General features: G+C 37.5%; 20 protein-coding genes, 1 riboswitch and 2 other annotated features. Of the genes, 4 read left to right on the top strand and 16 right to left on the bottom strand.

Going from position 1 to position 26661, the window contains the following annotated elements; genetic code table 11:
* Positions 1–301: 301 nt before the first annotated feature.
* A complete protein-coding gene (locus IGJ93_RS02260) occupies positions 302–550 on the top strand; it encodes a hypothetical protein (protein WP_071868799.1) in 249 nt (82 codons plus the stop codon).
* Between the two features lie 342 nt (positions 551–892).
* Here the strand turns inward: IGJ93_RS02260 and IGJ93_RS02255 are convergent, their stop codons facing one another.
* From IGJ93_RS02255 to IGJ93_RS02230, 6 genes are all read right to left on the bottom strand, one after another.
* On the bottom strand, positions 893–2845 hold the full coding sequence (locus IGJ93_RS02255; protein ID WP_270344678.1) for a glucose PTS transporter subunit IIA: 1953 nt from the start codon (positions 2843–2845) through the stop codon (positions 893–895).
* 13 nt (positions 2846–2858) lie between these two features.
* Positions 2859–3755 (bottom strand): N-acetylmuramic acid 6-phosphate etherase, encoded by an 897-nt coding sequence (murQ, locus tag IGJ93_RS02250; protein ID WP_067485204.1) that lies wholly within the window; start codon positions 3753–3755, stop codon positions 2859–2861.
* Positions 3742–4818: a DUF871 domain-containing protein gene (locus IGJ93_RS02245; RefSeq protein ID WP_071868797.1), complete on the bottom strand. Its 1077-nt coding sequence runs from the start codon at positions 4816–4818 to the stop codon at positions 3742–3744. The genes murQ and IGJ93_RS02245 overlap by 14 nt, the downstream gene beginning before the upstream one ends.
* Positions 4819–4977: 159 nt before the next feature.
* On the bottom strand, positions 4978–5505 hold the full coding sequence (locus IGJ93_RS02240) for a histidine phosphatase family protein (protein WP_067485209.1): 528 nt from the start codon (positions 5503–5505) through the stop codon (positions 4978–4980).
* 98 nt (positions 5506–5603) lie between these two features.
* Positions 5604–7109 (bottom strand): Lsa family ABC-F type ribosomal protection protein, encoded by a 1506-nt coding sequence (locus tag IGJ93_RS02235; protein ID WP_067485212.1) that lies wholly within the window; start codon positions 7107–7109, stop codon positions 5604–5606.
* 254 nt (positions 7110–7363) lie between these two features.
* Positions 7364–8482, bottom strand: a complete 1119-nt coding sequence (locus tag IGJ93_RS02230) for a glycerate kinase family protein (protein ID WP_075491883.1) — start codon at positions 8480–8482, stop codon at positions 7364–7366.
* Positions 8483–8639: 157 nt separating this feature from the next.
* On the opposite strand from IGJ93_RS02230, the gene IGJ93_RS02225 reads away from it, so the two are divergent.
* Positions 8640–9581: a 2-dehydropantoate 2-reductase gene (locus tag IGJ93_RS02225; RefSeq protein WP_071868794.1), complete on the top strand. Its 942-nt coding sequence runs from the start codon at positions 8640–8642 to the stop codon at positions 9579–9581.
* Between the two features lie 52 nt (positions 9582–9633).
* On the opposite strand, the gene IGJ93_RS02220 is transcribed toward IGJ93_RS02225, so the two are convergent.
* Positions 9634–10545 (bottom strand): oligosaccharide biosynthesis protein Alg14, encoded by a 912-nt coding sequence (locus tag IGJ93_RS02220; protein WP_075491881.1) that lies wholly within the window; start codon positions 10543–10545, stop codon positions 9634–9636.
* 258 nt (positions 10546–10803) lie between these two features.
* Between IGJ93_RS02220 and IGJ93_RS02215 the strand changes: the two genes are divergently transcribed.
* Positions 10804–12144, top strand: coding sequence for an amino acid permease (locus tag IGJ93_RS02215; protein WP_075491879.1), 1341 nt, complete (start codon positions 10804–10806; stop codon positions 12142–12144).
* A gap of 373 nt (positions 12145–12517) precedes the next feature.
* Here the strand turns inward: IGJ93_RS02215 and nhaC are convergent, their stop codons facing one another.
* From nhaC to mgtA, 8 genes are all read right to left on the bottom strand, one after another.
* Positions 12518–13921, bottom strand: coding sequence for a Na+/H+ antiporter NhaC (gene nhaC, locus IGJ93_RS02210; protein WP_067485226.1), 1404 nt, complete (start codon positions 13919–13921; stop codon positions 12518–12520).
* A 384-nt stretch (positions 13922–14305) separates the two neighbouring features.
* A complete protein-coding gene (locus tag IGJ93_RS02205) occupies positions 14306–15529 on the bottom strand; it encodes a M20 family metallopeptidase (RefSeq protein WP_067485229.1) in 1224 nt (407 codons plus the stop codon).
* Between the two features lie 29 nt (positions 15530–15558).
* Complete coding sequence (locus tag IGJ93_RS02200; RefSeq protein WP_075491877.1) at positions 15559–16401, bottom strand: MetQ/NlpA family ABC transporter substrate-binding protein; 843 nt, start codon at positions 16399–16401, stop codon at positions 15559–15561.
* 15 nt (positions 16402–16416) lie between these two features.
* The gene (locus IGJ93_RS02195) at positions 16417–17097 is read right to left on the bottom strand and encodes a methionine ABC transporter permease (protein ID WP_067485236.1); all 681 of its coding nucleotides are present in this window, start codon (positions 17095–17097) and stop codon (positions 16417–16419) included.
* A 1-nt stretch (position 17098) separates the two neighbouring features.
* Positions 17099–18172 (bottom strand): methionine ABC transporter ATP-binding protein, encoded by a 1074-nt coding sequence (locus tag IGJ93_RS02190; protein WP_067485239.1) that lies wholly within the window; start codon positions 18170–18172, stop codon positions 17099–17101.
* Positions 18173–18235: 63 nt separating this feature from the next.
* Positions 18236–18474: a binding site (T-box leader), on the bottom strand.
* A 36-nt stretch (positions 18475–18510) separates the two neighbouring features.
* Positions 18511–18749, bottom strand: a binding site (T-box leader).
* A 69-nt stretch (positions 18750–18818) separates the two neighbouring features.
* On the bottom strand, positions 18819–19496 hold the full coding sequence (locus IGJ93_RS02185; protein ID WP_071868790.1) for an HAD family hydrolase: 678 nt from the start codon (positions 19494–19496) through the stop codon (positions 18819–18821).
* 237 nt (positions 19497–19733) lie between these two features.
* Positions 19734–21059, bottom strand: coding sequence for a glycoside hydrolase family 73 protein (locus IGJ93_RS02180; RefSeq protein ID WP_284590592.1), 1326 nt, complete (start codon positions 21057–21059; stop codon positions 19734–19736).
* 213 nt (positions 21060–21272) lie between these two features.
* A complete protein-coding gene (gene mgtA, locus IGJ93_RS02175; RefSeq protein WP_067485248.1) occupies positions 21273–23921 on the bottom strand; it encodes a magnesium-translocating P-type ATPase in 2649 nt (882 codons plus the stop codon).
* A 374-nt stretch (positions 23922–24295) separates the two neighbouring features.
* Positions 24296–24472: riboswitch (M-box (ykoK) riboswitch) on the bottom strand.
* A 197-nt stretch (positions 24473–24669) separates the two neighbouring features.
* Here mgtA and ndk point away from each other — a divergent pair.
* Complete coding sequence (gene ndk / locus IGJ93_RS02170) at positions 24670–25125, top strand: nucleoside-diphosphate kinase (protein WP_071868789.1); 456 nt, start codon at positions 24670–24672, stop codon at positions 25123–25125.
* A gap of 516 nt (positions 25126–25641) precedes the next feature.
* Here ndk and IGJ93_RS02165 read toward each other — a convergent pair.
* Positions 25642–26511 carry a helix-turn-helix domain-containing protein gene (locus IGJ93_RS02165; RefSeq protein ID WP_218658085.1) on the bottom strand — a complete coding sequence of 290 codons (870 nt, stop codon included), beginning with the start codon at positions 26509–26511 and terminating at the stop codon, positions 25642–25644.
* Positions 26512–26661 lie beyond the last annotated feature (150 nt).

Genomic DNA, 26661 nt, shown 5'->3' with positions numbered 1-26661 from the left:
TATTTTCGAAAATTGAATAAGTCAATAGAAGAATATTTCAATTTCCAGGACTATTTCCAGCCCGTTCATAACTTTTCAAGCAGAAATGTTACTTACTCAATATGCGCAAAATCAAATTTCACGTCAATCTGGAGAGTTAATCAACTAATGCGTCAAGGGAAAAAAATTCGATTATGTTATCCGAACCGACAAAAATAAAAATTCAAATTCTTATTTAACAAACAACTGCACAGGAAACCTGCAATCAATTTTTAGTATTAACGATCCTGATTTTGGTCATATTTATGGAGTTTACAGCGACATGATTGCATTAGGAAAAATTGATAATCGCGAGTCAACTGATAAAGAAATTCCAGAAGCAATTAAAAAATTCCTTTACTGGGGAATTGCTATTTCAAAAAATGAAAAACACGTTGCCAAAATCTTTCTTAAGATTTTGGCAACGTGTTTTTGGTTAGCTATTTTAAGCGAGTGGGAATCTAAGTTCTTCTTTTTGTTGTATTTCTTGATATTCCAGCCTAACTCATTTTTACTCCTTGATGTCCTCTAATCAGGAATCGAGTGAAGCCTAAATGACTCAAAAATTTAAGAAGTAATTCCTGGTAATTTATTCTTATTTATTGGAGCTGAGTATTTCTTTCACAACTTTATATACGGTGTTCCCAAAGCAACTACTTCGGCAATAAGTCCTCTTTTCTTAAAATATGGAAAACTATTTTTAGAAAAACATTTTTTATTACTTGAAGCTGATTGCTTTGCGCCACAACCTTTTTCACGGTGTTCCCAAAGCAACTCCTCAAGATAGTTTGCATCCACTTCAAACTATGGAAAGCTATTTTGAGTGCCTGCTCACTATCTTTTCGGAGCTAGCCGCTTTGCGCCACAACCTTTTTTACACAGTTTTCACATCCATCACAGCCGTCTTAGCCTTCATTTCGCCTGTTTTTTCCAAAACAAAATTTTCTACATGATCCATATTAGTTAAAAGAACCATCATTGACGTTTCTTTTCCAGCAGCCTTGATTGCATCAAGATCTGCATTTGCTACCAATGTATCAGTCGTAACTTTTTGTCCCTCTGTCACCTTCACGTCAAAGGGCGCACCGCCAAGGTCAACAGTATTAATCCCCATATGAAGTAATACTTCGATACCATTTTGTGTCGTGATACCAATTGCATGTTTTGTTGGAAAGACAGATTGAACTGTACCAGCAACTGGAGAATAAATTTGTCCGTTTGTTGGTTCAACGAAAAATCCTTCACCCATCATTTTTTGCGCAAATACAGGATCACTTGCTTCTTCTAATGACATTACTGTTCCATCAGCAACAGCTGTTAAGACAACTTCATTGGTTGTTGCTACATTGTCACTTGTTTCTTCTGCTAACGCTTCTTTTTCTAATTGTTCTTTCGGAATTCCGAAGAAGAATGTTGCCACAAATCCACCTGCGTAAGCTGCAAGTAAACCTAGAACATAGCCCCACCATTTACCATCTGAAATTAATGGAATCAATGCCGCACCTGAAGGACCAATAGCAATCGCACCAACATTACCAATCATTCCGATCACTGCCCCACCGATACCACCACCAATACATGCGGTGATAAATGGACGGCCAAGAGGTAATGTCACACCATAAATCAATGGTTCACCAATTCCTAAAATACCAACTGGTAACGCGCCCTTAATCATTTCTGTCAATTCCTTATCTTTTTTGCAACGAATCCATAAAGCGAGCGCTGCACCAACTTGCCCTGCACCTGCCATCGCAAGAATCGGAAGCAATAGTGTGCGACCTGTTTCATCAATCATTTGAACATGAATAGGTGTCAAAATTTGGTGCAATCCAAACATAACCATTGGCAAGAATAATGTCCCTAAAACAAACCCTGCAAATGCTCCGCCGACATTTAGCACCCAATCGATTCCGCCAACCATGCCGTCTGAAATAAAGCCAGCTAATGGCATAATCAAGAAGATTTCCACTAAACCAATTGCAATTAGAGATAACGTTGGTGTCACGATAATATCAATTGAATCCGGTATCACTTTGTGCAATTTCTTTTCTACTATTGAAAGTAACCAAACAGCAAAGATTACGCCAAGTATCCCACCTTGACCAGCTGCCAAAGCTTCACCAGTAAATAAATTTTTCAATGGTGCTTCTGGATTCATTCCCGTTAGCATCACAACGGCACCAATTACCCCACCAAGAGTTGGTGTAGCACCGAAAACTTGTGCTGCGTTAATCCCTGTGTAGATAACTAAGTAACTGAACATTCCGTTTTTCAGGATATTCATTACATCGATATATTGTTGCCAAGTTGCTGCATCAAGACTTCCTGCTGTGACTAAGTTAGCTAATACAGCGGCAATCCCCGCAACAATCCCTGTACCAACAAAAGCTGGAATCATCGGAACAAAGATATTAGAAATATCTTTTAAGATTGATTTGATTTTTGATGGTTTTTGTTTTGATTTTTGAGCTGCTTTCATTGCTTGTGCTCGTTCATTTACCAAATCCTTACCAGAATTGGCTGAGTGTTCTGCTGTCCCATGTTCCGGCAATTTTTCGCCTAGTTTTACACCCGCAAGATCAACCATTTGCTGAGCAACTTTGTTTACTTTCCCCGGGCCGATAATCACTTGTAGTTGTTCATCTTCAACAACACCCAGGACACCTGGAATCGCTTTTAATTTTTCTGTGTCAACTAGTTCGTCATTTTTGATTTTCATTCGTACGCGTGTCATGCAGTGGACAATGCTCTCAACATTGTCCATCCCACCAGCTTCTTCATAAATGCGTTTTGCTAATTCTTCTAAAGTCAATTCATTTTTAGCCATCAGTCGCTCCCCCTTATAAGGTTCCTTTTACAAAACCATTTGCTTCAACCAATTTATCCTGTGCAGTTTCTTTATCACTATTTGTTAAAATCATAACAATTGCTAATTTCACATTTTGCTCTGCTTCATTAAAGTATCGCTCAGCTGTTTCATAGTCAACCTCTGTTGCTTGCATGATGATTCGTTTTGAACGTTCCACTAATTTTTCGTTGGTTGGTTTAACATCGACCATCAAATTATTAAAGACCTTTCCAATACCAATCATGCTGATTGTTGAAATCATATTCAAAATCAATTTTTGTGCTGTACCAGACTTCAGGCGAGTTGAACCAGTCAAAAATTCTGGGCCTGCATCAACTTCGATTGGGAAATCAGCATGTTTACTGATTTCAGCATTTTTATTGCAAGAAATCGTTGCGGTCACTGCACCAATTGAGCGAGCATAATCTAAGCCACCAATAACATATGGTGTACGTCCGCTTGCGGCAATTCCGATGACCATGTCATTTTTTGTTAAATTTAAATGAATCAAGTCTTCTTCTCCAAGCTCGAATGAATCTTCCGCACCTTCAACAGCTACAGTCATTGCTGCCTCGCCACCTGCGATTAAGCCAATCACCATTTCTGGCTCAACGCCAAATGTTGGTACACACTCTGCTGCATCTAATACGCCCAAACGACCACTTGTGCCTGCGCCCATGTAAATCAAACGTCCACCTTTTTTAAATGAGTCAATCGTGTGCGCAATTACTGGTTCAATACTTCCTAGTTCTTTTGCAACTGCCTCTGCGACTTTTTGGTCTTCACGATTCATCAGCTCAACAGCTTGTGTTACACTCATCTCGTCTAGTCCAAATGTTTCTTGATTTCTACGTTCCGTTGTTAAGTTATCTAAATTAATTTTGCTCATCTTTTCTTCCCTCTTTACGAATTAGTTGATAGTTGACGCCTGCATGAATTTGGTGAATCAATGGTAAGTCTTCTGTAACCACTTGAGCCATGACATTCACTTTTTCATCAGCTGGTAAATTTCTTTTGGTTAATTGAATCTCACCCATATAACGAAGATAGTTTTCATTGTCGATCGTAATGCTCCCGACCGTTCGTTCAATCGTTTGCTTAGGTGAAATTTGTGGAATTTTTTTAAATCGTGCATCAGCACTTCGAATGACATCTCTCGCCTCATCTTGGCGATTGACATGCGTGCCTAAGACTAATTCAATCAATTCCTCATCAAGTACTTCTACTTGTAATGAAATCATTCGGTTATTTTGATAGGTTGCGAATTGTTGCTGCACTCTTTCTGACAAACCTGCATCACCAATGTAAATCAAATCAGTTTTACACTCGGCTAACTCTAGCGCTGCTGCTAATGGATGGACACCACGATGTTTTTCTAAAGTAGGTAACCCTTGATATAACGGGCCTCTTAAATCAGCGTCACCAGCAACAAATCCTTGAATTGTAAAGCCCTGTTCCGCTAACCACTGATTTTTTTCTTGATACCATGACTTGGCTAAGCCAGTTTCTGGACGTGGATAGTAATTGTGCCACGCTTCAAGATTAGAAAAATCCGCTTGATATTTTTTCAACTCACTAATATCTTCCGATGTAATCGTGCTAGCATTTAAACTAATTTTCAGCTGATGTGACCAAACAGCAATCTGTTTGTTAGACAATTCATAGTCCATTCGTAAGCCCGTCACACCGATTTCTTTTAGTGGCGTTAAATCGGTCAACGAAAACCCAGCTCGTTTCAACGCATCTCCTGAAATATCAACCATTAATTCGAGCTGATTTTTTTTTGCTTCTTCGCCCAGTTCTCTTAGTCGTCCTTGATAAGCACTGACATCATCTTCTGGAATATGCATCGAAGTAAAGATGCCAATAAAACCACTAGTTGCCATTTTATGAATATACGCTTTTTTTTGTGGAGTTAATGGCTCATTCATGAATATTGAAAACCCAAACATGTTCATCCCTCGCTTTATGTATCCGTCTTCATTTCTATGAACAGAGTATAACGCTTAAGAAATGAAATTTCAACACTTTTATAAAAATAATTAAATTTTATTTCTTAGATAGATAAAAAAATAGCGTGACTCTGACCTGGTCACGCCATTTTCAATCATTTAGTTATAAGATAATAGTTCAGTATTTTCTACAAAAAAATCAAAAAAGGTTTCGTTTGGCATTGGCGTAAAATACGCATTGATTGCCCGAATCAACGCATTGTGGCAGACCAACAAATAAGTATTTTCTTCATCTGCTAGACATTCCTGTAAAACTGGCACAACACGCGCATACATGTCAAAGAGTGACTCACCTTCTGGAAATCGTACCCCAAATTCTAAACGTGCTTCTTGAAATATCGTTTCATGGCTAGGCATGCCATCATATGCACCAAAATCCATTTCCATCAAACGTGGGTCAGCCGTCAACGGTAACTCCACTTTATCTGCAACAGCTTGTGCAGTATCTTTTGCTCGTTGTAATGGCGAATGAATAATTTTAGTTACTGGTACCTCGAGTGTCGCAACTTTTTCTGCTAATGCGACTGCTTGCTGTCTACCTTTCTCAGTTAAAGGAACATCTGCTCGTCCGCAAACAAGACCTTGAACATTCCAAGTAGTTTCTCCGTGCCTAGTTACATATAACATGTCATAAAACTCCCTTTGCTCTTCATCTTTGATTTTTATAAACTACCTACAACATACCAAAAGCTTTCATCAACGTCCACCTTTCAAGAAAGCAAAAACTAGTTGACTGGTGTTAAAGTAATCACTTGATTTGCGACTTTCTTCAAGAAAGTTTGATCATGTTCAACAAAAAGCATCGCTGGCTTGACCGTAAGCAATAGTTGTTCTAATTGCTTTTGATTGAATACATCCAAATAATTCAATGGTTCATCCCAAATATATAATTCAGCAGGTTGTGCTAATGATTTAGCTAGCTCAACTTTTTTTCGTTGTCCCATACTCATTTGTTCAATTTTATTATGAAAAACTTCACGTTCCATTCCCAGTTTCCGCAAATTGTTCAAGAAAGCTTGATAGTCTACTTGATTTTTTTCAGCAAAATCGCTAAGCGTTCCACGATTGTCTTCATAATTTTGGCGAACATAACTAATTCGGAGATTCTGAGGATAGCTCACTTTTCCTTCGGCTATTCCTTGAAATTGGTTTAGTAAGTAGTAAATTACTGAAGATTTTCCAGCACCATTTTGACCAGCTAATGCAACTCGTTCTCCTTGCTCAACCGTAAAATTAATTTTTTCAAACAATGGTGACTCATAGCTCAATTGCAACTCTTCTACACTCAACAAGCGTTTATGATAAGAAGGCTGATAATTCATTGTCAACGCATCAATATATTCAATATCCTTTAACAATTTTTCTTTCTCCCCAATCTGGGTTTCCATTCGATTAACAATGGCCTTGGAGCGTTTCATCGTTCGAGCAGCGTCTGCACCAATTGCTCCGAGATTTTTTCGGCGATCTTCAGTATCAACAAATCCGACACGTTTCTTCGTTTTATCGCCTTCACGCGAACGAGACCATTCTGCTTTTTCTGCAGCTGTTTTCTTCAACCGACTAACTTCTTTTTTGATTTTTTCATTCTGCGCTAGTTCAAATTCATCACGAAGACGTTTTTGTTCTTCATAAACAGTAAAGTTTCCTTGATAGAGTTCTAACTGTGTTTTTTCAATTGCTAATACATGATCCACCACTTCATCGATAAACGCCCGATCGTGGCTAACTACAATAAATCCTTGTTGTTTCTTCTTCAAGTATTTTGCTACTTGTTGCCGACCAGCTAAATCTAAATGATTGGTTGGCTCATCAATCAAAGGAAAATGGGCTTCGTCCACAAATAACAATGCCAATAAAACTTTTGTTTTTTCGCCACCAGAAAGAGTATCAAACGGACGCCATAAGATCTCCGGATTTGTTTCCATCAAGTTCAACTCGCGTTCAATTTCCCAAATCTCAAAATCAGTTACATCATTTAAGACATAATAAGTCAAGCGACTGGTGTCTTGTGTTTTTTGCGGAAAATAGACAAATTCTTGTTGATGGACGATTTGTCCTTGATAAGGTAATTGGTTTTGTAAAATCGTTAAGAGTGTTGTTTTACCACGACCATTTCGGCCAATCAATCCCAGTTTCCATTGTGTATCAAAGTTTAAGTTTGCTTCATTAAAAATAGTTGTTTCTTGGTTATCATAACCAAAAGTCAGTTGTTTTATTTCGATTTTAGACATCAATAATTCACCTCGTAAAAAAAGACCAGTCCTATTTTCAGAACTGGTCACAAAGGTACGGGCGCAAAAAAAGACCCCTCCATTGAAAAACTAGCCAATTCTGAAAATCTGCACACTGCTCCCTTGTTTCATCAAGGTACAGTCTGAATGCAGCTTCAATCAATTGACTTATTTTTTCAATGCACGGATCCCTCACTTTGGTTTATTTGTCTATTACGTTAACACAGATTTAAAATTTTTGTCAATCAAAAAAATTAACGACGGATAAGTTGACAAATATTTCCTGCCAAAATAGCAATATTTTCCATTGTTCGTTCATGCTCCATTGCCTCACGTAATCGAATTGGTCCTAATTGAATACTAAAAACTGCTGGCAAATAGTTGGTTAATTCCCCTAAATCGGGCTGGCGACTGCCACAAAAAGCAATAATCGGTTTCTCGTATTTTTTCGCTAACATGGCTACACCATAAGGAACCTTTCCATGGATTGTTTGCTGATCGATTTTCCCTTCACCCGTCACAATCCAGTCTGCTTGTTTTACTTTTGCTTCTAGTTCGATCATTTGGCTAATCAATTCAAAGCCATTAATCATCTGTGCCCCAAGTAAAAATAACGCACCACCTATGCCACCAGCTGCTCCACTTCCCGGAATTTTTTCAAGGTCAATTTGATATTCTTTGGACCATTGTTTCGCTAGTTTTTTTGCCTGTTTTTCTAAAAAATCGATTGTTTCAGGTGATGCTCCTTTTTGTTTACCGAATAATTTTGCTGCTCCTTTTTCGCCAGTATACGGGCTAGTTACATCCGCAGCAATTCGTAATTTTGTATGAGAAAAGTGGGCTTTACTTGCTTGAAGATTGACTTTTTCTGTTGTCAGTAATGGGTTGCCATCCTTTACGCCTTCCAGCTTTGCACCTAAAGATTGCAGTAAGCCCAACCCACCATCCGAACAACCACTGCCACCTAGTGTAACGATAATTTCATCCACTCGTTGTGCTAACGCATCCTTAATTATTTCTCCTAATGCAAAACTAGAAGCTAAACGAATTGTTTGATCTGTTGCTTGTTCCAGTAAATCAATACCAATCACTTCAGCAGACTCAATCACTGCGATTTTTTTTCCCTGCCACTGGGTAATCAAATAGCGACTTTCATGTTTTCTAAATAACAAATCTCCCCCAGAAAATTTTTGCCATTTTCCACCTAATGAATAGAACAAAGCTTGTGCTGTCCCTTCTCCGCCATCTGCAATGGGGACGTTTATTAACTGGTCAGTTGAATGAACGGCTTGCCAGCCACGAGCAACCGATTGATTTAATTCAAATGAAGTCGCGCTTCCCTTAAAGGAATCAATTGCAACCAAAATATTCATTTACTTCGCCTCCTGACATACTTTTTTTAGATTCTCTTTCTTTCAGTTAGACACTTTTCTTCGTTTTTATCAAACAAAACAATCCTAATTTTTGCTTTTTTTCTATATACTAGAATAGAACGGTTTTAAGAAACAAATTTTAAAGGAGAGAACTGACATGAAAATTGCTATCGCTGGTGCAGGCGCAATGGGTAGCCGAATCGGACTAATGCTTCATCAAAGTGGGAATGACGTGATTTTGATTGATCGTTGGCCCGAACATATTGAAGCTATTCGAGAACATGGCTTGGTTGCAGACTTCAATGGAGAAGAAGTTGTTGCCAAAATTCCTATTTATTCACCTGAAGAATTGATTGAAAGTCAAACACAAGTTGATTTGATCGTTGCATTAACTAAAGCAAATCAATTAGACGACATGTTCCACGCAATCCAATCAATTATTACTGAAAAGACCCATGTTCTTTGTTTATTGAATGGTTTAGGACATGAAGATGTGTTAGAAAAATATGTTCCTAAGAAAAACATTTTATTTGGTATCACAATGTGGACTGCCGGTTTGGATGGACCAGGGAAAGTAACCTTATTGGGAAATGGTGAAATCGAATTAGAAAATCTTGAACCTGAGGGCGAAACTTTTGCGCATGAAGTCGTTCGTGTTTTTGACGAAGCAAACCTAAATCCGGTCTATAGTCGAAATGTTCGTTATTCGATTTGGCGTAAAGCTTGTGTCAACGGTACACTAAATGGCTTATGTACGATTTTAGACTGCAACATCGCTGGCTTTGGGGAACAACCCGTCGCAAATGAGATTGTTGAAACAATTGTAGCAGAATTTGCTGCTGTTGCTGCTGAAGAAGGGATTCAGCTTGACCAACCAGAAGTCAACGAGCACATTGCAGCAACTTATGATCCTGCAAATATCGGTCTTCATTACCCTTCAATGTATCAAGACTTAATCAAAAATCATCGTTTGACTGAAATTGATTATATAAATGGTGCTGTTTGGCGCAAAGGACAAAAATATGGTATTCAAACACCTTATTGTGCTTTCTTAACGCAACTCGTTCATGCAAAAGAAGGCCTTTTGGGGGCAAAATAGAAAAAAGAGCGTAACCTAAACGGCTTACGCTCTTTTTAGTGTATTTATTTAATTACCCTCTCTTCTCCAATCTTTCCAGCAAATCTGCCCGGTACTCATAGCGCTCAAAAAGTAGTTCATCAGTAGCCAAGAAGCGCTTAGCCCAGTTTGGCGCATCAAAGAAATCAAGAATTTCTGGCGAAACTGACTGATAGGGCTGGTTAAGAAATTCGGGTAATTCATCCAAAGATCGTTGCGACAATAAAAAGATATTATCTGGATGGTAACATTGATAATCAAAAATCACATCGTTTCCAGTCACCAATTTCTTCTGGAAGTACATGGATTCAAATGTCCGCAATGTTACGCCCTGTTGTCCTGCACGAAGTAACTCTAAAATTCCCCGGCTTTTTGCCACTAATCTCAAATATTCCGAGTAACTTAAATAGCCAACTTGTTCGTTACCTCTCAATGGTAAAATAAAATAATTAGTCGTTACACCTCTTGCTGAAAAATCTGCTCGGTACTGTTCAGCAAGATTCTTTCGTCCATTATCAGTCGCACCAAAAAATAAATCTGTTGTGATTTGTTCCTTGGGTAGTTGGACATTTGTAGAATAGAAGGAGCTATTGTGCTTCAAACCTAACTCATGTGCTTCCAACGCATCAAAATGATAAACTTCATCAATCGCTGAATCCTTTTGTACTTGTTCCAATAATTCATAATGTTCTTTTTTAAAGTGATTCCAAAAGAAAACAACTATTTTTGCCTGAGTCAACGGACGAACTTGAGCAGCCATCGCCACTTCAAATCCAAAATCCAAAAAAATAATCAGTTGATATTGGCGAAACTTTGCAGCATTCATTCGTAAAAACTGTTCATCAAATAAGTCTTTTCCAGAAATCACTTCGAATGAGTCGATGAAAGGAAAAAAATATAAGTTTTTATCTTTTGCGACGAGTAAAATTTCATGAGTATCAGCCATTTCATTCTCCTCACTTTCCCATAAAGAATTTTCCTAATCATAGCTCTTATAGAAACAGAAAAGCGAATATTATGCTCTGAATGAATAAAATTAGTCTCTCTTTTTATCCATTCTTTTCGTTTTTATCTTTCAATTTTATGACGATTTGATTAAAGTATCCAAAAAATTTTTTAGAATAGTTGAAATTGTCAGAATATTTGGTATTATTAAGCAACGTTATTTTTTATTCATGAAACACGTACAGAAAAGAGGTTGCTTATGGAAAATACAAAACTAAAAAAACAAATGAGTTCGCGTCACATTACGATGCTAGCATTAGGTGGCGCGATTGGTGCAGGTTTATTTAAAGGGAGTGGTGAAGCAATTAGTATCGCAGGTCCCTCCGTCTTATTAGCATTTGCTATTGGCGGCATCGTTTTATTTATTGTTATGACTGGATTAGGAAAACTTGTTTTAGATGGTGAGAACCAGCATGGCCTTTCTGGATTGATCCGCCCTTATCTTGGTGACCACTCTGCTGACTTTATTGATTGGGTTTACTGGTCATTATGGATGATCAACATTATTGCAGAAGCTGTAGCAGCTGCATCTTTTTTACAGCTTTGGTTTCCTAATATCCCTGCGTGGATCTTCGTGTTGATTTTAGCAGTCCTCACAACACTGATTAATCTCTATTCCGTGAGACTTTTTGCTGAGACAGAATATTGGTTAGCTTTTGCTAAAATCAGTGTAATTATTGCACTTATTCTTTTTGGTCTTTATTTAGTTGGACAACAGATGTTTGGCCATGGCGTTTTTCCCACCTTACAACAAATGACAAATCATGGTGGCTTTGCACCGCATGGAATGAAAGGAATCATTAATTCTTTGTTAGTCGTAATTTATTCTTACGGTGGTTCTGAACTGATTGCGATTACAGTTAGTGAAGCAGATGATCCTAAAAAAGCTATTCCTAAAGCAGTCAAAGGTGTGATGGGACGAATCGTTTCCTTCTATATTATTCCTTTGTTTTTACTTTTGATTATTTTCCCTTGGAACACACTGGCTAACAGTAACGTGAGTCCTTTCGTAATGGTTTTTGAAAAAATGAATATTCCATTTGCTGCGGATATTGTCAATTTTGTCATTGTTCTAGCTTTGTTTTCTTCCATCAATTCAGGTGTCTATGCTGCTTCGCGCACGCTGTTTTTCCGATTGAAAGATAAGAAAGGAGCTGCAAAAACCTTTGCAGTCCTAAATAAACATCAAGTACCTCAACGCTCAGTTTTCTTTTGCACCAGTGTTCTTTACCTTGGTGTCATCCTTTCTTACTTTGTCGGTGATGAGTTATTTGGTTATCTAGCAGGTTCACTTTCTTATACCGTATTAGTTATTTGGTTGATGATTGTTTCTGCTGCTTTTGTTCTTTCACTAAAGAAAGGTACTTTGTTCGATAAAAGTCTCAACCTATTTGCGCTAATTGCATTGTCTTTAATTTTCATTGGTATTTTAATGACTAATATACTTGGTGTTACTTTATTAACTGCTTTACTTTACCTAATTATCTTCTTTAGTTATCGAAAACCCAAGGAACCCTTCGCTTTATCTGATCAGTCCTAGCAAAAAAGAGAGGTGACAAAATTTTGTCACCTCTCTTTTTTCTAATTACTAGTGTTCAAGAAGCAATTCCTCAATAGAGCTTGCATCCACTTCAAAACATGGAAAACTATTTTAATGATTGCTATCTTGTCGGAACTAGGCGTTTTGTGCCACAACCTTTATCCACGGTGTTCCCAAAACAACTCCTCGAAATAACTTACAACTGTCTAAAATATGAAATGCTATTTTTATCAGTTGCTCATTATTTTTTCGGAGCTGAACGTTTTGCGCCACAACCTTACTAGACAATTAGAGGGTAAAATCAATGATGTTTGATTTTACCCTCTAATCTTATTTTTACAGCATATTTTTCCTGTTTTTAAATACGCCGCTATTATTCAGAAACTAATTCTGATTCATCTTCTGATTCAATTTTTGAAATACCTAAACCAGTGAAAGCACTCACCATTGAAAAGACTGGTGATAACAAACTAAAGAAAACAAATGGTAAGTACGTTAATGTTGGAACACCAAATGTACTTGCTACGAAACTACCAGCAATCCCCCAAGGAACTAAGTAGTTAATAACTGTACCACCATCTTCCAATGTTCGTCCTAGAACAGTTGGATCAAGTCCAGCCTTTTTGAACGTGTCTTTAAATGCATTTCCTGGCAAAATGACTGACAAGAATTGTTCACCAATGAAAACGTTGACCCCGATACTTGTTAACAATGTTGTAAAAATTAACTTCGGTGTGCTGGTCATCCGCTTAGAAACAACATCCATCACAGTTGAAATCAACCCAAACTCAATTAGCAAACCACCTAGTGATAAAGTCAAGATAATCAATGCAACGGTCGGCATCATACTTTCGATTCCTCCACGACTTAGTAACGCATCAATTTGTTCATTTCCAGTATTTGCCACAAATCCTGATTCAATTACAGAAGCTAATTGGTTCACAGACGTCTGCGGGTTTTGAATAAAAATCATTCCGACTGCTACAGCAATATTCAATAAAATAGTTAAGATGGCTGGTACCTTTCTCCATGCACATACTAACATCAAAACAAGTGGAATCAATGACCAAAATGAAATTGTAAAATTGGCTTCTAACGTATTTGTGACTTCACGGATAGCTGAAAGACTTGCACCTTTATCCGTGTGGCCTAAGAACATGAATAAGAAAAACGAAAGTACGAATGCCGGAACAGTTGACCACATCATATGTTTGATATGTTTAAATAAATCTGCATCGACAATTGCTGCTGCCAAGTTCGTTGACTCTGACAACGGAGACATCTTATCTCCAAAGACAGAACCAGAAACAATGGCACCCACTACCAAAGCTGGACTTAAACCTAACGTTGTTCCGATACCGAAAAAGGCAATACCAATTGTTGACATAACTGTAAAAGCACTACCAACTGCACTCCCTACAATCGCACAAACAACAAAGACAGATGGGACAAACCATTGGACACTAATCAAATCAAACCCAATCACCATCAAGGTTGGGATAATTCCCGCTTGAATCCAAACTGCGATCAATGAACCAACTAAAATAAAAATAAAAATTGGAATAATTCCTGGTTTGATTCCATTAATAATTCCCTCATGCAACCATTCAGAAGGGTATTTCTTTACAACAGCGTAAACCATAACCATCCCGATAGCTGCTAAAATAGCAATATTTGGTGAGATTTTCAATCCCACTACCCCAACTGCAATGCTCAATACGACGACTGCTAATACTAATGTTGCTTCTACAAAACTCGGATTTGCTTTTTTCTCCATGATAATTTCTCCTTTTTTAGTTAAAAATATTAGGTACTAAAAAAGAAATAATATCGAATCATCCCGCCACAATTCATTTTGGCTTCCCCCTCTGGCTAAAAATAAAAAGACCCATTTTCAACTAAGGACGAATTGCTCCGCGGTACCACCTTAATTAAAAACAGATCTGTTTTCCACTTTAAATAACATATTTTATTTTTTGAACTTTTCATGTAATTCGTTAGCATGGCTTGATCGGTTCGCAGCAACCACCGACTTTCTGAACAAAACACCTCTGCTACTACTGTTGAAAAGATGACTTTCATGAAGTTTACATCCTCAAGAAATATTTGTCAACAAAAAAATCTGATTTATTTTTCTGTGCTCAAAATAAAAGATAACATTTTAGAAAGAAGATCCCTGTTCTTTCTTCTTAGCAAGCTGTTCTTGATGCTCTTTTTTGATTGTGGTTAATGTTTCTGGTTGTTGAAGCAAATCAAGTGCTGTTTTTGCCAAAAGCTCTGCTGCAATCGCAATTGATGCTAGTCCCTTTTCGCTTCTTGCTGCTGCTTTGAATTCAGTCGAATGACCTGCAATATACGTATCAGAGATGGAGACAGTTGGTTGAATCGTCGGGATTACCTGACTAACATTTCCAACATCAGATGAACCTAGACTTGTACGCTGTTGAGTTTCAATTTCTTCGTCTGGAATACCAAGTTCTTGAAGATGTTCAAAAAAGAGTTCATCAAACGCTGGGGTGACAACCACATCATCGACTGCATTTTGGAACAACCCAAATTCATAAGAGGTACCTGTACTGAGTGCCGCACCTTTCACAATGTTTTCAACTTTTTGAGATACTTCGTCCAACGTTTCACGGTTAGCTGCCCGCAAGTAGAAACGTCCAGCCGCATATTCAGGGATGACATTAGCAGCAACTCCACCGTCGGTAATAATACCATGGATATTGACATCCTTTGGTAAATGCAAGCGTAATCCGTTAATCCCATTGAACACTTGAATTAATGCTTCAAGTGCGTTGATTCCTTTTTCCGGTGCTCCTGCAGCATGGGAGGCAACTCCATAAAATTTGATATCTACTGGATCATTTGCTAAAGATTCTGTGGTTTTTCCATAACGATAGGCTGGGTGAACGCAAAGAGCTGCATCCACGTCTTCAAAAAATCCTTCGCGAACAAAACTTCCCTTCGCTGAGCCATTTTCACCACCTTCTTCACCAGGCGTACCATAGACTCGAATCTCCCCACCAAATTCATTGGTCCATTCCTTCACTGCACTAGCCGCTAATACTGAATACGTTCCAAATAAATTGTGCCCACATGCGTGCCCAATGCCCGGTAATGCGTCAAACTCGGCTAAAAAAACGAGGGTTGGACCAGGTTTTCCTGAAGCATAACGAGCGTCAAAACCTGTTCGATGACCCGCAACTTCTTTTTCAACAGTAAACCCTTCTTTTTCCAGCTGTTTAATCAATGCCTCTGAGGAGAAAAATTCATAGTTACTGACTTCTGGATGATCGTGGATCGTTAATGCTAACTCTTGATATTCTGGCAATCTTTCAGCAATAAATTCTTTTACAGATGTTGTCGTTTGTGTTGTACTCATAAAAAATTCCTCCCTTAGTTTTGGCTGATTTATTTACGTCCAAATGTTTCCCATGCAGGAACGCTTGAACCTTTTGATGTTTTTTCGATTACTTTAGCTGTATCTTCTGTTTGATATGCGTCGACAATTTTTTGATATGTTTTATTTTTTTCATCTTCTTTTCTTGCAACAATGATGTTGACATAAGGACGAGCATTTTCATCGACAGGTTCTAAGAAAATTGCATCGCTCGTTGGATTAAATCCTGCATCGACTGCGACACCACTATTAATGACGGAAATATCTACATCAGATAATGCACGTGCTGTTTGTGAAGCATCCAATTCAGAAATCACTAGATTTTTCTTATTTTCAGTAATATCCGAAACAGTTGGTGCTGGTCCTTTTGAGTCATCTACTTTGATTAAGCCAGCCGTTTGTAATAACAATAAGGCACGGCCACCATTAGTCACATCATTAGGAATGGCAACCTTTGCACCATCTTTCAGCTCTGTTATTTTTTTGAGTGAATTTGAGTAAATACCTAATGGCGCATTAACTGTATTTCCAATGGAAACTAAATCTGTTCCATGTTCTTCATTGTAGTTATCTAAAAAGAACTGATGTTGAAAAGCATTCAAATCGACTGAGCCATCTGCTAATGCCGCATTTGGTTGGTTGTAGTCGGTAAATTTAACATATTCCAAATTGATATTTTCTTTTTTCAAGCGATCTTTCACATCATCCCAAACATCTGTATCTTCACCAATCACACCTAGTTTAACGGTTGTTTCTTTTGATTTATCAGTGGTTTCAGCTGATCCTTTACTACATCCTGCTAACCAAACCACGGCAATAAGTGCAACTGCTACTAAACGAATAATTTTTTTCATCTCTTTTTCCCCCAATTAATGACTAATTTTTTTTATAATTTGATTACTAATAAATTGACTTAAAAATACCAAAAGTAAAATCAATAAGGTCGCAACAATCGTGACATCTGTTTGGAATCGATTGTACCCTCGAGAAATAGCTAAATTTCCTAATCCTCCGGCACCGACCGCGCCTGCCATCGTGGTCAAACCAATTACATTGATAATCGTCAAAGCAGATACTCTGACAATTCCTGGTAATCCTTCTAATAAATAAACTCGTACGATAATTCCAAATGGGCTCGTTCCCATTGATTCTGCTGCTTCGATTACTCCAGGATCAACTTCTAACAATGCATTTTCAATTTGCCTAGCAAAAAATGGTACGACGCCCACAATCAGTGGAACTAATGCTGCTTTGGCACCGATTGTCGTCCCAACAAAAAAGCGAGTAGTAAGTGCTAAAAGCGACAATAAAATAATAAACGGTATCGAACGAATAATATTGATTGCTTTATCTAAAATTTCATAGAATAACCGATGTGCTAATAATCCATTTGGGCGAGTCACAACTAGAATCACACCAAGCGCAATTCCAATAATTCCAGAAATTAATGCCGTCCAAAATGACATATATAGCGTCTGCTTCGTTGCTTCAATAAATTCATCAGGAATCGCAGAAGCATTTGGTAAATATGTTTCTAGGAATTTGGTCATGTTATCTTCCCCCTTCAATCACTTTTATTTGTTCATTACGTTCACTCTTCTTCAATACTTGAACTGTCACACCTTGTTCAAATAAAAAGTCTAAAGCTTTTTGTCGTTGATTTAATTCACCCGCCAAAGTCACAATCAAACTCCCCAGCGGGACATCTTGAAGCAATTCAATGTTTCCGTAAAGAATGTTGGTCGTTACTTGATATTTACTGTAAAGTTGGGCGATTAGTGGCTCATTGGTTTGCTCTCCAACGTAAGACAGTTCCACTAGCCATTTATCATTGGTTTGCTCAGCAAAATCCGGATAAGCAGTAATTGTTTCTAGCGCCTGATCGATATGTGTTGCTGTTCGGATAAAATCTTTTGTTAATGCTTGTTTCGGACGACTAAATATCTGAATACTACTTCCTTGTTCAATAATTTTTCCCTCCTCCATCACCGCTACTTTGTTGCAAACTTCTTTGACTACTTGCATTTCATGAGTAATCAGCACGATGGTCAAGCCTAATTTTTGATTTAGTTGTTTCAATAAAGCTAAAATTTGAAGCGTCGTTTTTGGATCCAAAGCGCTAGTTGCCTCATCACATAATAAAATTTCAGGATCATTGGCTAAAGCTCGGGCAATTGCCACGCGTTGTTTTTGCCCGCCGGATAATTGATTTGGATACGCATTAGCTTTATCTGAAAGACCTACCAAATCCAATAATTCAGTCACTTTTTGTTGACGTTCCTGTTTAGATTTCCCTGTGTATTTCAATGAAAAATCAACGTTATCAAAAATTGACCGACTGTTCATCAAATTAAAATGTTGAAAAATCATTCCGATCTTTCTTCTTTTTTCACGTAACTTTTTTGGTGAGAGCTTGGTTAGTTCCACATCGTTGATCCAAACTTCACCATCACTTGGTGGTTGAAGTAAATTGATTACTCGAACCAATGTACTTTTCCCGGCTCCAGAATAACCAACAATTCCAAAAACATCTCCCTCATCAATCGTTAGATTCACAGAATCTACTGCGCGAATCTCCTGCCCCTTTTGTTGAAAGGTGACAGATATATTTCGTAAATCAATCATTCTTTCTCCTCCCTTATCGATACTAAAAAAAAGCATCCTCAAGCAAACGACTAGTGTCATTTACTTGAGGACGCCTTTTTGCGTGTTACCACCTCATGTTCGAACTGTACTCACGCACAATTCCTCTTCAAGTACAAACATACTCTAGCGTGCTATCGGACGCAGCCGTCACCGCCTTACAAATTGCTCGGGGTGAATCGCTCAATGGCCATTTTCCAAAAGTTTAATCTTACTTCTTCTCAGCATTTCGAAGCTCTCTGTTAAAGACTTTACCAATGTACTTACCATTTCATCGCGAAAAATATATAAAAAAAAGTCCTTTTACTAGCAAATGCTAGTAAAAGGACGACGTATCGTGTTACCACCTTTATTCGGAAGTTTCCTTCCCTCAGCCCAACGTCTCATCTGTAATGAGAGATTGGTGTTCGTTTTAACGGTCGAACGAATCCGAATTTGCCTACTTATCGACAAATTTTTCTCCAAGGCCATTTTCAACTTTTCTTATACTGAACTCTTTTCACCAGCCAGAGTCTCTCTACGCAGTCTCCAAGTTTACTTTCCTTTTCATCGAAAAATTATTTGGTTGTTGACGATTAATTTACAGGATGAACAAATGAAAGTCAAGCATAAAATTTATTCTTTTTTTCTAAGAATTTTTTGCTGTTTTTTTATTCACAAAATCAATAACAATTTTCAAATCTTTTCCTTGTTCGATAATTTGCAAGTTTTCTTTGTCTTTTTCCGAATAATTTCGTTCAAAACTTGAGTCAGGTATCAGAAATACGCCCATGCCTGCGCGAGAAGCTGAAGTTGCACCCACTAATGAATCTTCGACTGCAAAAGCCTCGTTTGCTACTAATCCAGTTCGTTCTAATGCTGTTAAATAAGGAACTGGTGAAGGCTTATTTTCAGATACTTCATCCCCAAAAGTAAACGTATCAAAATAGTCCATTAATTCAAACTGATTTAAAATGGCTGTTGCTCTTTCAGTAACAGTTGTCGTTGCTAAGCCAAGTTTAAAATTCTGTTCTTTTAAATAACTCAGTACTTCTTTCGCATATGGTTTAAGCTGGATTTCTCCGGTCGTTAGTTTTTCATAAAAAAATTTTTCCCGTTTTGCTCGTACTTCTTGTACTTTTTCTGGGCTGCCAGCTAATTGGACTAAAATATCAAAACTTTGTTTCCAATTCTTTCCACCCCAAGTATTAACGATTTCTTGTGGAATCTCGATCCCAAATTGTGCAAAGCCCCAGACCCAACCATCACGATAAGCTCTTTCACTATCAACTAATAGTCCATCTAAATCAAATATTGCGCCTTTCATTTCCCCACGGTTCCTTTCAAAAAACAATATCCTTAGTTTAGCATGATTCAGTCATAAAATCATCGACTGCATGGAAGTTTCACGAAAATTATTTTATTTTTTTCATTCCAAATCAAAAAAGAGACAGAGCGCCTATGCACTCTGTCTCTAAGTAGTTATTTTCTGACATTTTTTACTTGTTTGATGTTTGCAAAGCAACTTTGTTCTTCTTGAAGTTTCTGCTCAAACACCTAACGCTTAGTTGCCGTAAAAACCGATTCCTTCGTAGCGCCAACCTAATTTCACTAAGTAATCTCTTTCTTTTGTACTCATTGTGTAATGATGCGTTCCTGTTTGTTCATTTGGATTGAACAGACGCAAGATCGCTTTTGAACCGCCAGAGTAAAAACTTAGTCCTTCATAACGCCAGCCTAGTTTTTTCAAGAAATTGATTTCTGACTGGGCTGCCGTATAATGATGGTCGCCACTGTTTGGATTATACATCCGATACACTTTTGTTCCGCTGTTTGGTGCTAACCAAGCCACACCTTCATATTTCCAACCAATTTTTGGTAAAGAATTTTTTTCACCCTCATTTAGAGAATACAAATGTTCACCAGTATTTGGGTTGTATAAACGATACATTGGTGATGTAGGTACTTGAGGTTGACTGTCATACTGCGTTAAATTATAGGTTTCGATTACACTGTTTAAGGTTGTTGCATAGTTTGGTGCTGTCGCATAACGTCCCGTTAACCAGGCTGTCGCATCTTTGTAAGATTTTGTGTTACTTTTCCATGCGCCCGAATAATAATAAACGCCAGATTGGAATGAAGTTGTTTTTAAAATGTGCACATTATCTTCTAGAGATTGTTTATAGGATGGATATTTTCTAAACGCAGCATTTACTGTAATCCATTGACCATTAACAAACTCTGCTGTTGGAAAAGTTACCGATTGGCCATTATAGCTACCTTTAATTCCAAATAAATTATAATTTGGTGCAGAAGCTAATTGACTCTTTCCCCAACCACTTTCCACAATCGCTTGAGCAATCATGACGGAAGCATACAAATCATTTTGGCTTGCTAGCGTTCTTGCAGAGGGAGCCACGCTGTCAATGAATTGCTGTTGTGTATTTGATGATGAACGTGCAAAGCGTGAAGCAATAGAAACTTCAAATTGTGAAAGGTCTGTTTGCGTTGTGTGAACAAGTACCTCTCCGTCATCCAACTGATTCTCCACTGTTTCTGTAGCCTTTGTTGCTTCTGTTGCTTCTGTTGCTTCCGTAGATTGTTCCTCTGATTCAGGAGCTGTTTCTTCCACTGCTGAACCAGTTGCTTCTGTTATTTCGCTTGATTCTACAGCAGTTGCCTCTGTTGTACTAATAGTCGAGCTATTTTGTGTCTCAAGTGCACTCTCTTGTGTTTCAGTTCCAGCTATTTGATTCTCATATGTGCTAACTGTTGATTGCGCAATTGCTTCATTGCCTGTGCCAACTTCATCTGCAAAACTCACAGGAGCAGCAGTTGAAACGATTCCGCCTAGTACCATCACACTAAGTAAAAAATTCGTTTTTTTCATTTTTTCTCCTTTATTCCTCATATTTTTTATTGGATGTATGTATCACCTATCTTTTATTTTAACAAAAAAACATATCCGCCTTAAGGGAAATTTAAAAACGACACATTCCAGTAATGTTTTGTAACTTGATTGAAACTAAAAAACACAAGCAAATGCAGAAGACTTTTCTTGAGAAAATTACTCCGCATGCTTGTGCTTTACTTAACCTTTAAATTACAACAGTTCACCAAATTTGTGGATATAATATTTTTTAACTACCGTAACCAGTGTTAAATAAGCTAAAACTGTTACGATTAACCAAATCCAATAACTACCTGGTAATGGCATCAAACCTAGCTCTGCACCAAAACTTGTGAATGGTAAAACAGAACCAACAGCAATGCCTAACGTAGTAATTGCTGTCATAGCAAAGGTTGCGTTGCTTTGGATAAATGGTAATTTTGGTGTGCGTAACGCATGTAATACTAACGTTTGTGACCAAAGTGATTCCACAAACCAACCTGCATGGAACAACGCAATAAATGCTACTTGTTGTGTGCCATTCAATGTGTGGAAATCTCCTCCAATAACCGCTGGACAAATAACAAAGTACATCAATAAATACGTTGTAATATCAAAGACAGAACTTGTTGGACCAAAATACACCATAAACTTGCCAATACTTGAAGCTTCCCATTTTTTAGGTTTTACTAAATATTCTGGATCCATTTTATCCCATGGTAAGGAAATGCAAGACACATCATAAATCAAATTCAAGAATAAAATTTGTAAAGGCAACATTGGCAAGAATGGCAAAAAGGTGCTGGCTATCAAAACGGAAAACATGTTTCCAAAGTTTGAACTAGCTGTCGCTTTGATATATTTCATGATATTTCCGAATGTTTCCCGACCCGCTAATAGTCCACGCTCTAAAATCATCAAATCTTTTTCTAATAAGATGACATCTGCTGATTCTTTTGCAATATCGACAGCTGTATCAACCGAAATACCGATATCGGCCACTTTCATCGCAGGAGCATCATTGATTCCATCTCCCAAGAACCCAACTGTGTGTCCATTATTTCTAAGTGCTGTTGTTAGGCGTGCTTTTTGTTGTGGATTTAGTTTTACAAAAACATCATTTTCATCAACAACCTGTGAAAGTTGGTGATCATCCATAGAAGCAATTTTTTCTCCGGTGATTAGCTCATCGATTTCTAAGCCAACTTGACGACAAACAGAACGTGTTACTAATTCGTTATCTCCAGTCAACACTTTAACAGCCACTCCGTGATCTTTCAATGCTTGCAATGCTTGTTTCGTTGTTTCTTTTGGTGGATCAAGGAACGCTAAGTAACCAATCAACACCATGTCTGATTCATCTTTGACTGAGAATTCTCCAACTACACTAGGATTTGTTTTTTGGGCTACACCAATTACACGTAATCCATCTTCATTAAGCGCTGTTACCTTTTCTAAAACTTCCTGTTTTCTTTCCTTCGTTAAAGGTGTAACTTCTCCTTCTAAGTCAATAAACTTAGAAATGCTCAACATTTCTTCAATCGCGCCTTTGGTAATCATTTGTGTCTTGCCTGTCACATCTTCTACGACGACACTCATGCGACGACGTTCAAAATCAAATGGAATCTCATCTATTTTTCTGTAACGCGTGTTGGTTGTATCAAGGGTTTCTTCAGCTTCGTCAATAATCGCGACATCAAGTAAATTTTTCAAACCTGTTTGATAATAACTGTTTAAATACGCATGGCGTAATACCCGATCGTCTTCAGCGCCTTCACAATTCATGTGGTATTCTAAGATAATTTTATCTTGAGTTAACGTTCCTGTTTTATCAGTACATAAAACATCAATTGCGCCAAAGTTTTGAATCGCACTCAAATTTTTGATAACTGTCCCTTTTTTTGCCATCACACTAGCGCCTTTAACCAAGTTCGTCGTAACAATCATTGGTAACATTTCTGGCGTTAGACCGACTGCAACAGACAATCCAAATAAGAAAGCTTCTAGCCAATCTCCTTTAGTTAATCCATTAATGACAATCACTGTGGGTGCCATCAAAGCCATGAACTTGATCAATAACATAGATGTTTTATGGATACCTAATTCAAAGTTGGATTTAATTGGTTTTTCAGATAACGTTTGTGCTACATGACCAAACAAAGTTTGATTTCCCACAGCTACGATAATTCCTGTGGCACTTCCGCTAATTACATTACTTCCCATAAACGCTAGGTTTTCATAGCTTGTTTCATTCTTATTCCCATCTATCGCAACTACGGCATTCTTTTCAACAGGATAGCTTTCACCTGTCAAAGCTGCTTGAGAAATAAATAAATCTTTTGCAGAAAGCAATCGCATATCTGCCGGAATCATATCGCCTGCAGATAATCGAACCAAGTCACCACAGACGATTTCTTCCATTGGAATCTCTTCGTATTTGCCTTGACGTTTTACTGCAGCGGTCACTTTTACTAATGATTTTAATTTTTCAGCTGCTTGGTTTGAACGAACTGATTGAATCAAAGTCATTGTGCCACTCACAATTACCATACTAAAAATAATAATTACACCGAATAGATCCTTCTCACCTGGAGCTGGTAGTAAATACTCTGTAATAAACGAAATAATCCCTAAAGCAATCAATACTAAGGTAAATGGTGTAATATAAGCCTTCAACACTTCAATTAAAAAAGGTGTTTTCTTTCCATATGAAATCGTGTTATCTCCATAGACTTCTTTTGATTGTTCGATTTGTTCTGTGCTCATTCCTTTTTCACTGCTATGGAACAAGTCAAATAATGCGCGTTCGCTTTTTTGTGCAAAATTTGCATATAATTTTTGCGTATCTTTCTTTTTTTCCATTGTATTCTCTCCCTTGTATCAGAAAAACAAACTTTTACAATTTTGTTTTTCGTATTTTTCGGGTCAAGAGAGAAGCATTTTTACATAAGTGGGCTGAAAACAGATAGATAATAGTTTCAGCAAACTTTTACTTTTCTCTAATCCCCTCGGTTTCGGTAAACTGTCATCCATTTGTTCTCATCTCCTTTATGCTTTCATAAATCTGTTCTTTTTCCTTACAAAAATTCACTCGTACTTGTCGCATCAATGTCCCAACAAAAATCAGCTCCCTTACTTTGCCGGATTACTAAAATTTAAACTGTTAGGTTGGCAACAAAAAAACCTTCCACCAAAAACTCAGCGAAAGGTTGAAATAAGCACAGCAAAAAGAAGCTATTTCGATCTCATCGTTGAGTTTTGACACTATACAACGTAAAAAGCAAATACCTCTGCCTTTAGCTACCTTATGAAAAGCCTTAGATCGACAATTCCTGTTCTACCCATTGGCGTCTCTCGACATTTTTGGGCAGTAGCCTGTGTTTGTATAGGAGCCTCACCTAACAAATCTTATTTAGTTTTCCAGTGGTTACTGTAACAACGATTTACAGAAATGTCAAATCTATTTCTCAAATTTTTCCTTTTTTCCTAAATAAAGCGTATTCATTTTTTAATTTATTTAACAAAAAAATGTTTTTTCGAATTTCATTTGTCATAAAAGCTTTCCATTACTATAATAAAATTATAGTAATGGACAAAAGGAGTGATCTTTATGGAACACACGCTTGTGATTATCAAACCAGATGGTGTCCGTCGACATCTAATTGGCCGCATTATTCAACGATTTGAAGAAAAAGGGCTAACAATCGTTGACATGAAACTAGCAACAATGACTCCAGAACTTGCCAAAGAACACTATCAACACTTAGCTGGTCGTAGCTTTTTTCAAGAGTTAATCGACTACATGATCTCTGGACCTGTTGTTTATCTTGTACTAGAGGGCGATGATGTCATTGATATCGTCCGGAAAATGGTTGGCGCAACCAAGGCTGTGGATGCACTGCCCGGAACGATTCGCGGAGATTTTGCAGTTCCTGGAACAGCAAACATTATCCATGCTTCTGATTCTCGTGATGCTTCAAAAAATGAGATTGCTCGATTCTTCCCACCAGCACATTATCAATATGAACAGGAAGCTGTGCTAGAAAGCAGCAGTTTACCATCTTAAAACACGCTATCAAAAGCTAGGATATTCTACTTCTAGCTTTTTTTATTTTTCCACAACTAACTGCTGATTGGCGTCATTCAACAATGCTTTTTCTCCAATAAAAATCCATTAAAATGACTTCTCAAAATAATCTATGTAAGTAACATTTTCTTAAATAATTGCGCCCTCCTACAGTTAGTCGATCATTCGTTCTTCTGATAACTTGAACCTATTGTAAAATATAAAGTACAATTTTGAGTGCCTGTTCACTATCTTCTCTGGGCTAAGTATTTTGCATCACAACCTTCTTCTAGATGTCCTCAAAATAATTCATAACTGTCCAAAAACATGAAAAGCTATTTTTGTCAGTTGCTCATTATTTTTTTTGAGCTGATCGCTTGAAGCCACAACCTCTATTCACGGTGTTCCCTAGCAACTCCTTCGGCAATAAGTCCTCTTTTCATAAAAATATGAGAAACTATTTTTAGAAAAGCATCCTTATTGCTTGAAGCTGACCGCTTGGAGCCACAACCTTTTTTATGGCAAAAGCACACGAAATTGCTCTTCCAACTGCCTACGTTGCTCTCTCCCCAAGCTATACTCCAAAACAGAAAACAGTTGATTGCATTCATCCTCATCAATCAACTCACCCAATCCAACAAGAATCAGTTGTTTTTGATAATTCATCATTAATGTTTCGTAAATAATTAAGTTCTTAGCTTTGGCTGCAAGGCTTCTTGCTAAATCATCATTGACATTTCGCGCTTTTTTAAATCGTTTTTTCGCAATGTAATGCGTAGTCAAGTTTAACAAAAACAAATCCATATACTGATCAGGATTATTTGTCAGAGAAAAATTCCGCATTCTCTTCTTGATTTTCACATAATTACTTTCGATGAAAGACTCGCTAAATAAAAAGGGTAATTCAGCTAGAATCGTCATCTCAAATTGGCTGTATTCTTGTATTCGCATAAAGTAATCCTCAATTTTTTTACATTCATAGCGTAAAAATTCAAACTGTAGTTCTTTTTGGAGTTGACTATCTGTTTTTAAAAACATGTGGATATTCAAAACTAAGTAATATAAATCTCCTGTTTGCTTGAACCGTTTTCGATTGTTCCCTACTTCCTTGTACGGATCAAAATTTTCTTCTTGTACCTTACTAAGCAGGCGTCTGGTTCTTTTGCTTTTTGTTGGTTCTTCCAATCTATGTCGCAACACTTCATACTCTGCCAAAGAAACGTTTAGGCGAGCCAAGATTGCTTGTAATGTCGTAAATGCGATTTTTCTCACTGTTCCTTTTTCCAGACTTACTAATGATGTCTTTGAACAAATCCCCTCCGCTAACTCAGCTTGAGTTAATTTTTTACTGATTCGAAGGCTCCTAATCAATCTACCGTCATGCATCGCTTTGTTCCTCCTCAAATTATTATTCTGTCGGTTAAATGAATGACCAACAGGTTTAGCAATTTTTCTGGTACGTATAATGAAAAAATCACTAGGTTCACTATTTACATACGTAAAAAAGGAAAAAAATATCAAAACATAAAAAAAACT

Origin of the sequence: Enterococcus sp. DIV0174, from assembly GCF_050529065.1 — a bacterium.
Taxonomy (GTDB): Bacteria; Bacillota; Bacilli; order Lactobacillales; family Enterococcaceae; genus Enterococcus_B; species Enterococcus_B thailandicus.
This window is presented reverse-complemented; position numbering and strand designations above follow the sequence as displayed.

Bases quoted from the DNA above. Each gene is read 5' to 3' on its own strand.
- IGJ93_RS02220 (WP_075491881.1), bottom strand. From the start codon at position 10,545: ATGGCTGATACTCATGAAATTTTACTCGTCGCAAAAGATAAAAACTTA.
- IGJ93_RS02215 (WP_075491879.1), top strand. From the start codon at position 10,804: ATGGAAAATACAAAACTAAAAAAACAAATGAGTTCGCGTCACATTACG.
- IGJ93_RS02235 (WP_067485212.1), bottom strand. From the start codon at position 7,109: ATGTCTAAAATCGAAATAAAACAACTGACTTTTGGTTATGATAACCAA.
- IGJ93_RS02240 (WP_067485209.1), bottom strand. From the start codon at position 5,505: ATGTTATATGTAACTAGGCACGGAGAAACTACTTGGAATGTTCAAGGT.
- IGJ93_RS02195 (WP_067485236.1), bottom strand. From the start codon at position 17,097: ATGACCAAATTCCTAGAAACATATTTACCAAATGCTTCTGCGATTCCT.
- IGJ93_RS02180 (WP_284590592.1), bottom strand. From the start codon at position 21,059: ATGAAAAAAACGAATTTTTTACTTAGTGTGATGGTACTAGGCGGAATC.
- IGJ93_RS02205 (WP_067485229.1), bottom strand. From the start codon at position 15,529: ATGAGTACAACACAAACGACAACATCTGTAAAAGAATTTATTGCTGAA.
- IGJ93_RS02260 (WP_071868799.1), top strand. From the start codon at position 302: ATGATTGCATTAGGAAAAATTGATAATCGCGAGTCAACTGATAAAGAA.
- IGJ93_RS02200 (WP_075491877.1), bottom strand. From the start codon at position 16,401: ATGAAAAAAATTATTCGTTTAGTAGCAGTTGCACTTATTGCCGTGGTT.
- IGJ93_RS02185 (WP_071868790.1), bottom strand. From the start codon at position 19,496: ATGAAAGGCGCAATATTTGATTTAGATGGACTATTAGTTGATAGTGAA.
- nhaC (WP_067485226.1), bottom strand. From the start codon at position 13,921: ATGGAGAAAAAAGCAAATCCGAGTTTTGTAGAAGCAACATTAGTATTA.
- IGJ93_RS02255 (WP_270344678.1), bottom strand. From the start codon at position 2,845: ATGGCTAAAAATGAATTGACTTTAGAAGAATTAGCAAAACGCATTTAT.
- IGJ93_RS02190 (WP_067485239.1), bottom strand. From the start codon at position 18,172: ATGATTGATTTACGAAATATATCTGTCACCTTTCAACAAAAGGGGCAG.
- IGJ93_RS02225 (WP_071868794.1), top strand. From the start codon at position 8,640: ATGAAAATTGCTATCGCTGGTGCAGGCGCAATGGGTAGCCGAATCGGA.
- IGJ93_RS02165 (WP_218658085.1), bottom strand. From the start codon at position 26,511: ATGCATGACGGTAGATTGATTAGGAGCCTTCGAATCAGTAAAAAATTA.
- IGJ93_RS02245 (WP_071868797.1), bottom strand. From the start codon at position 4,818: ATGTTTGGGTTTTCAATATTCATGAATGAGCCATTAACTCCACAAAAA.
- ndk (WP_071868789.1), top strand. From the start codon at position 24,670: ATGGAACACACGCTTGTGATTATCAAACCAGATGGTGTCCGTCGACAT.
- IGJ93_RS02230 (WP_075491883.1), bottom strand. From the start codon at position 8,482: ATGAATATTTTGGTTGCAATTGATTCCTTTAAGGGAAGCGCGACTTCA.
- mgtA (WP_067485248.1), bottom strand. From the start codon at position 23,921: ATGGAAAAAAAGAAAGATACGCAAAAATTATATGCAAATTTTGCACAA.
- murQ (WP_067485204.1), bottom strand. From the start codon at position 3,755: ATGAGCAAAATTAATTTAGATAACTTAACAACGGAACGTAGAAATCAA.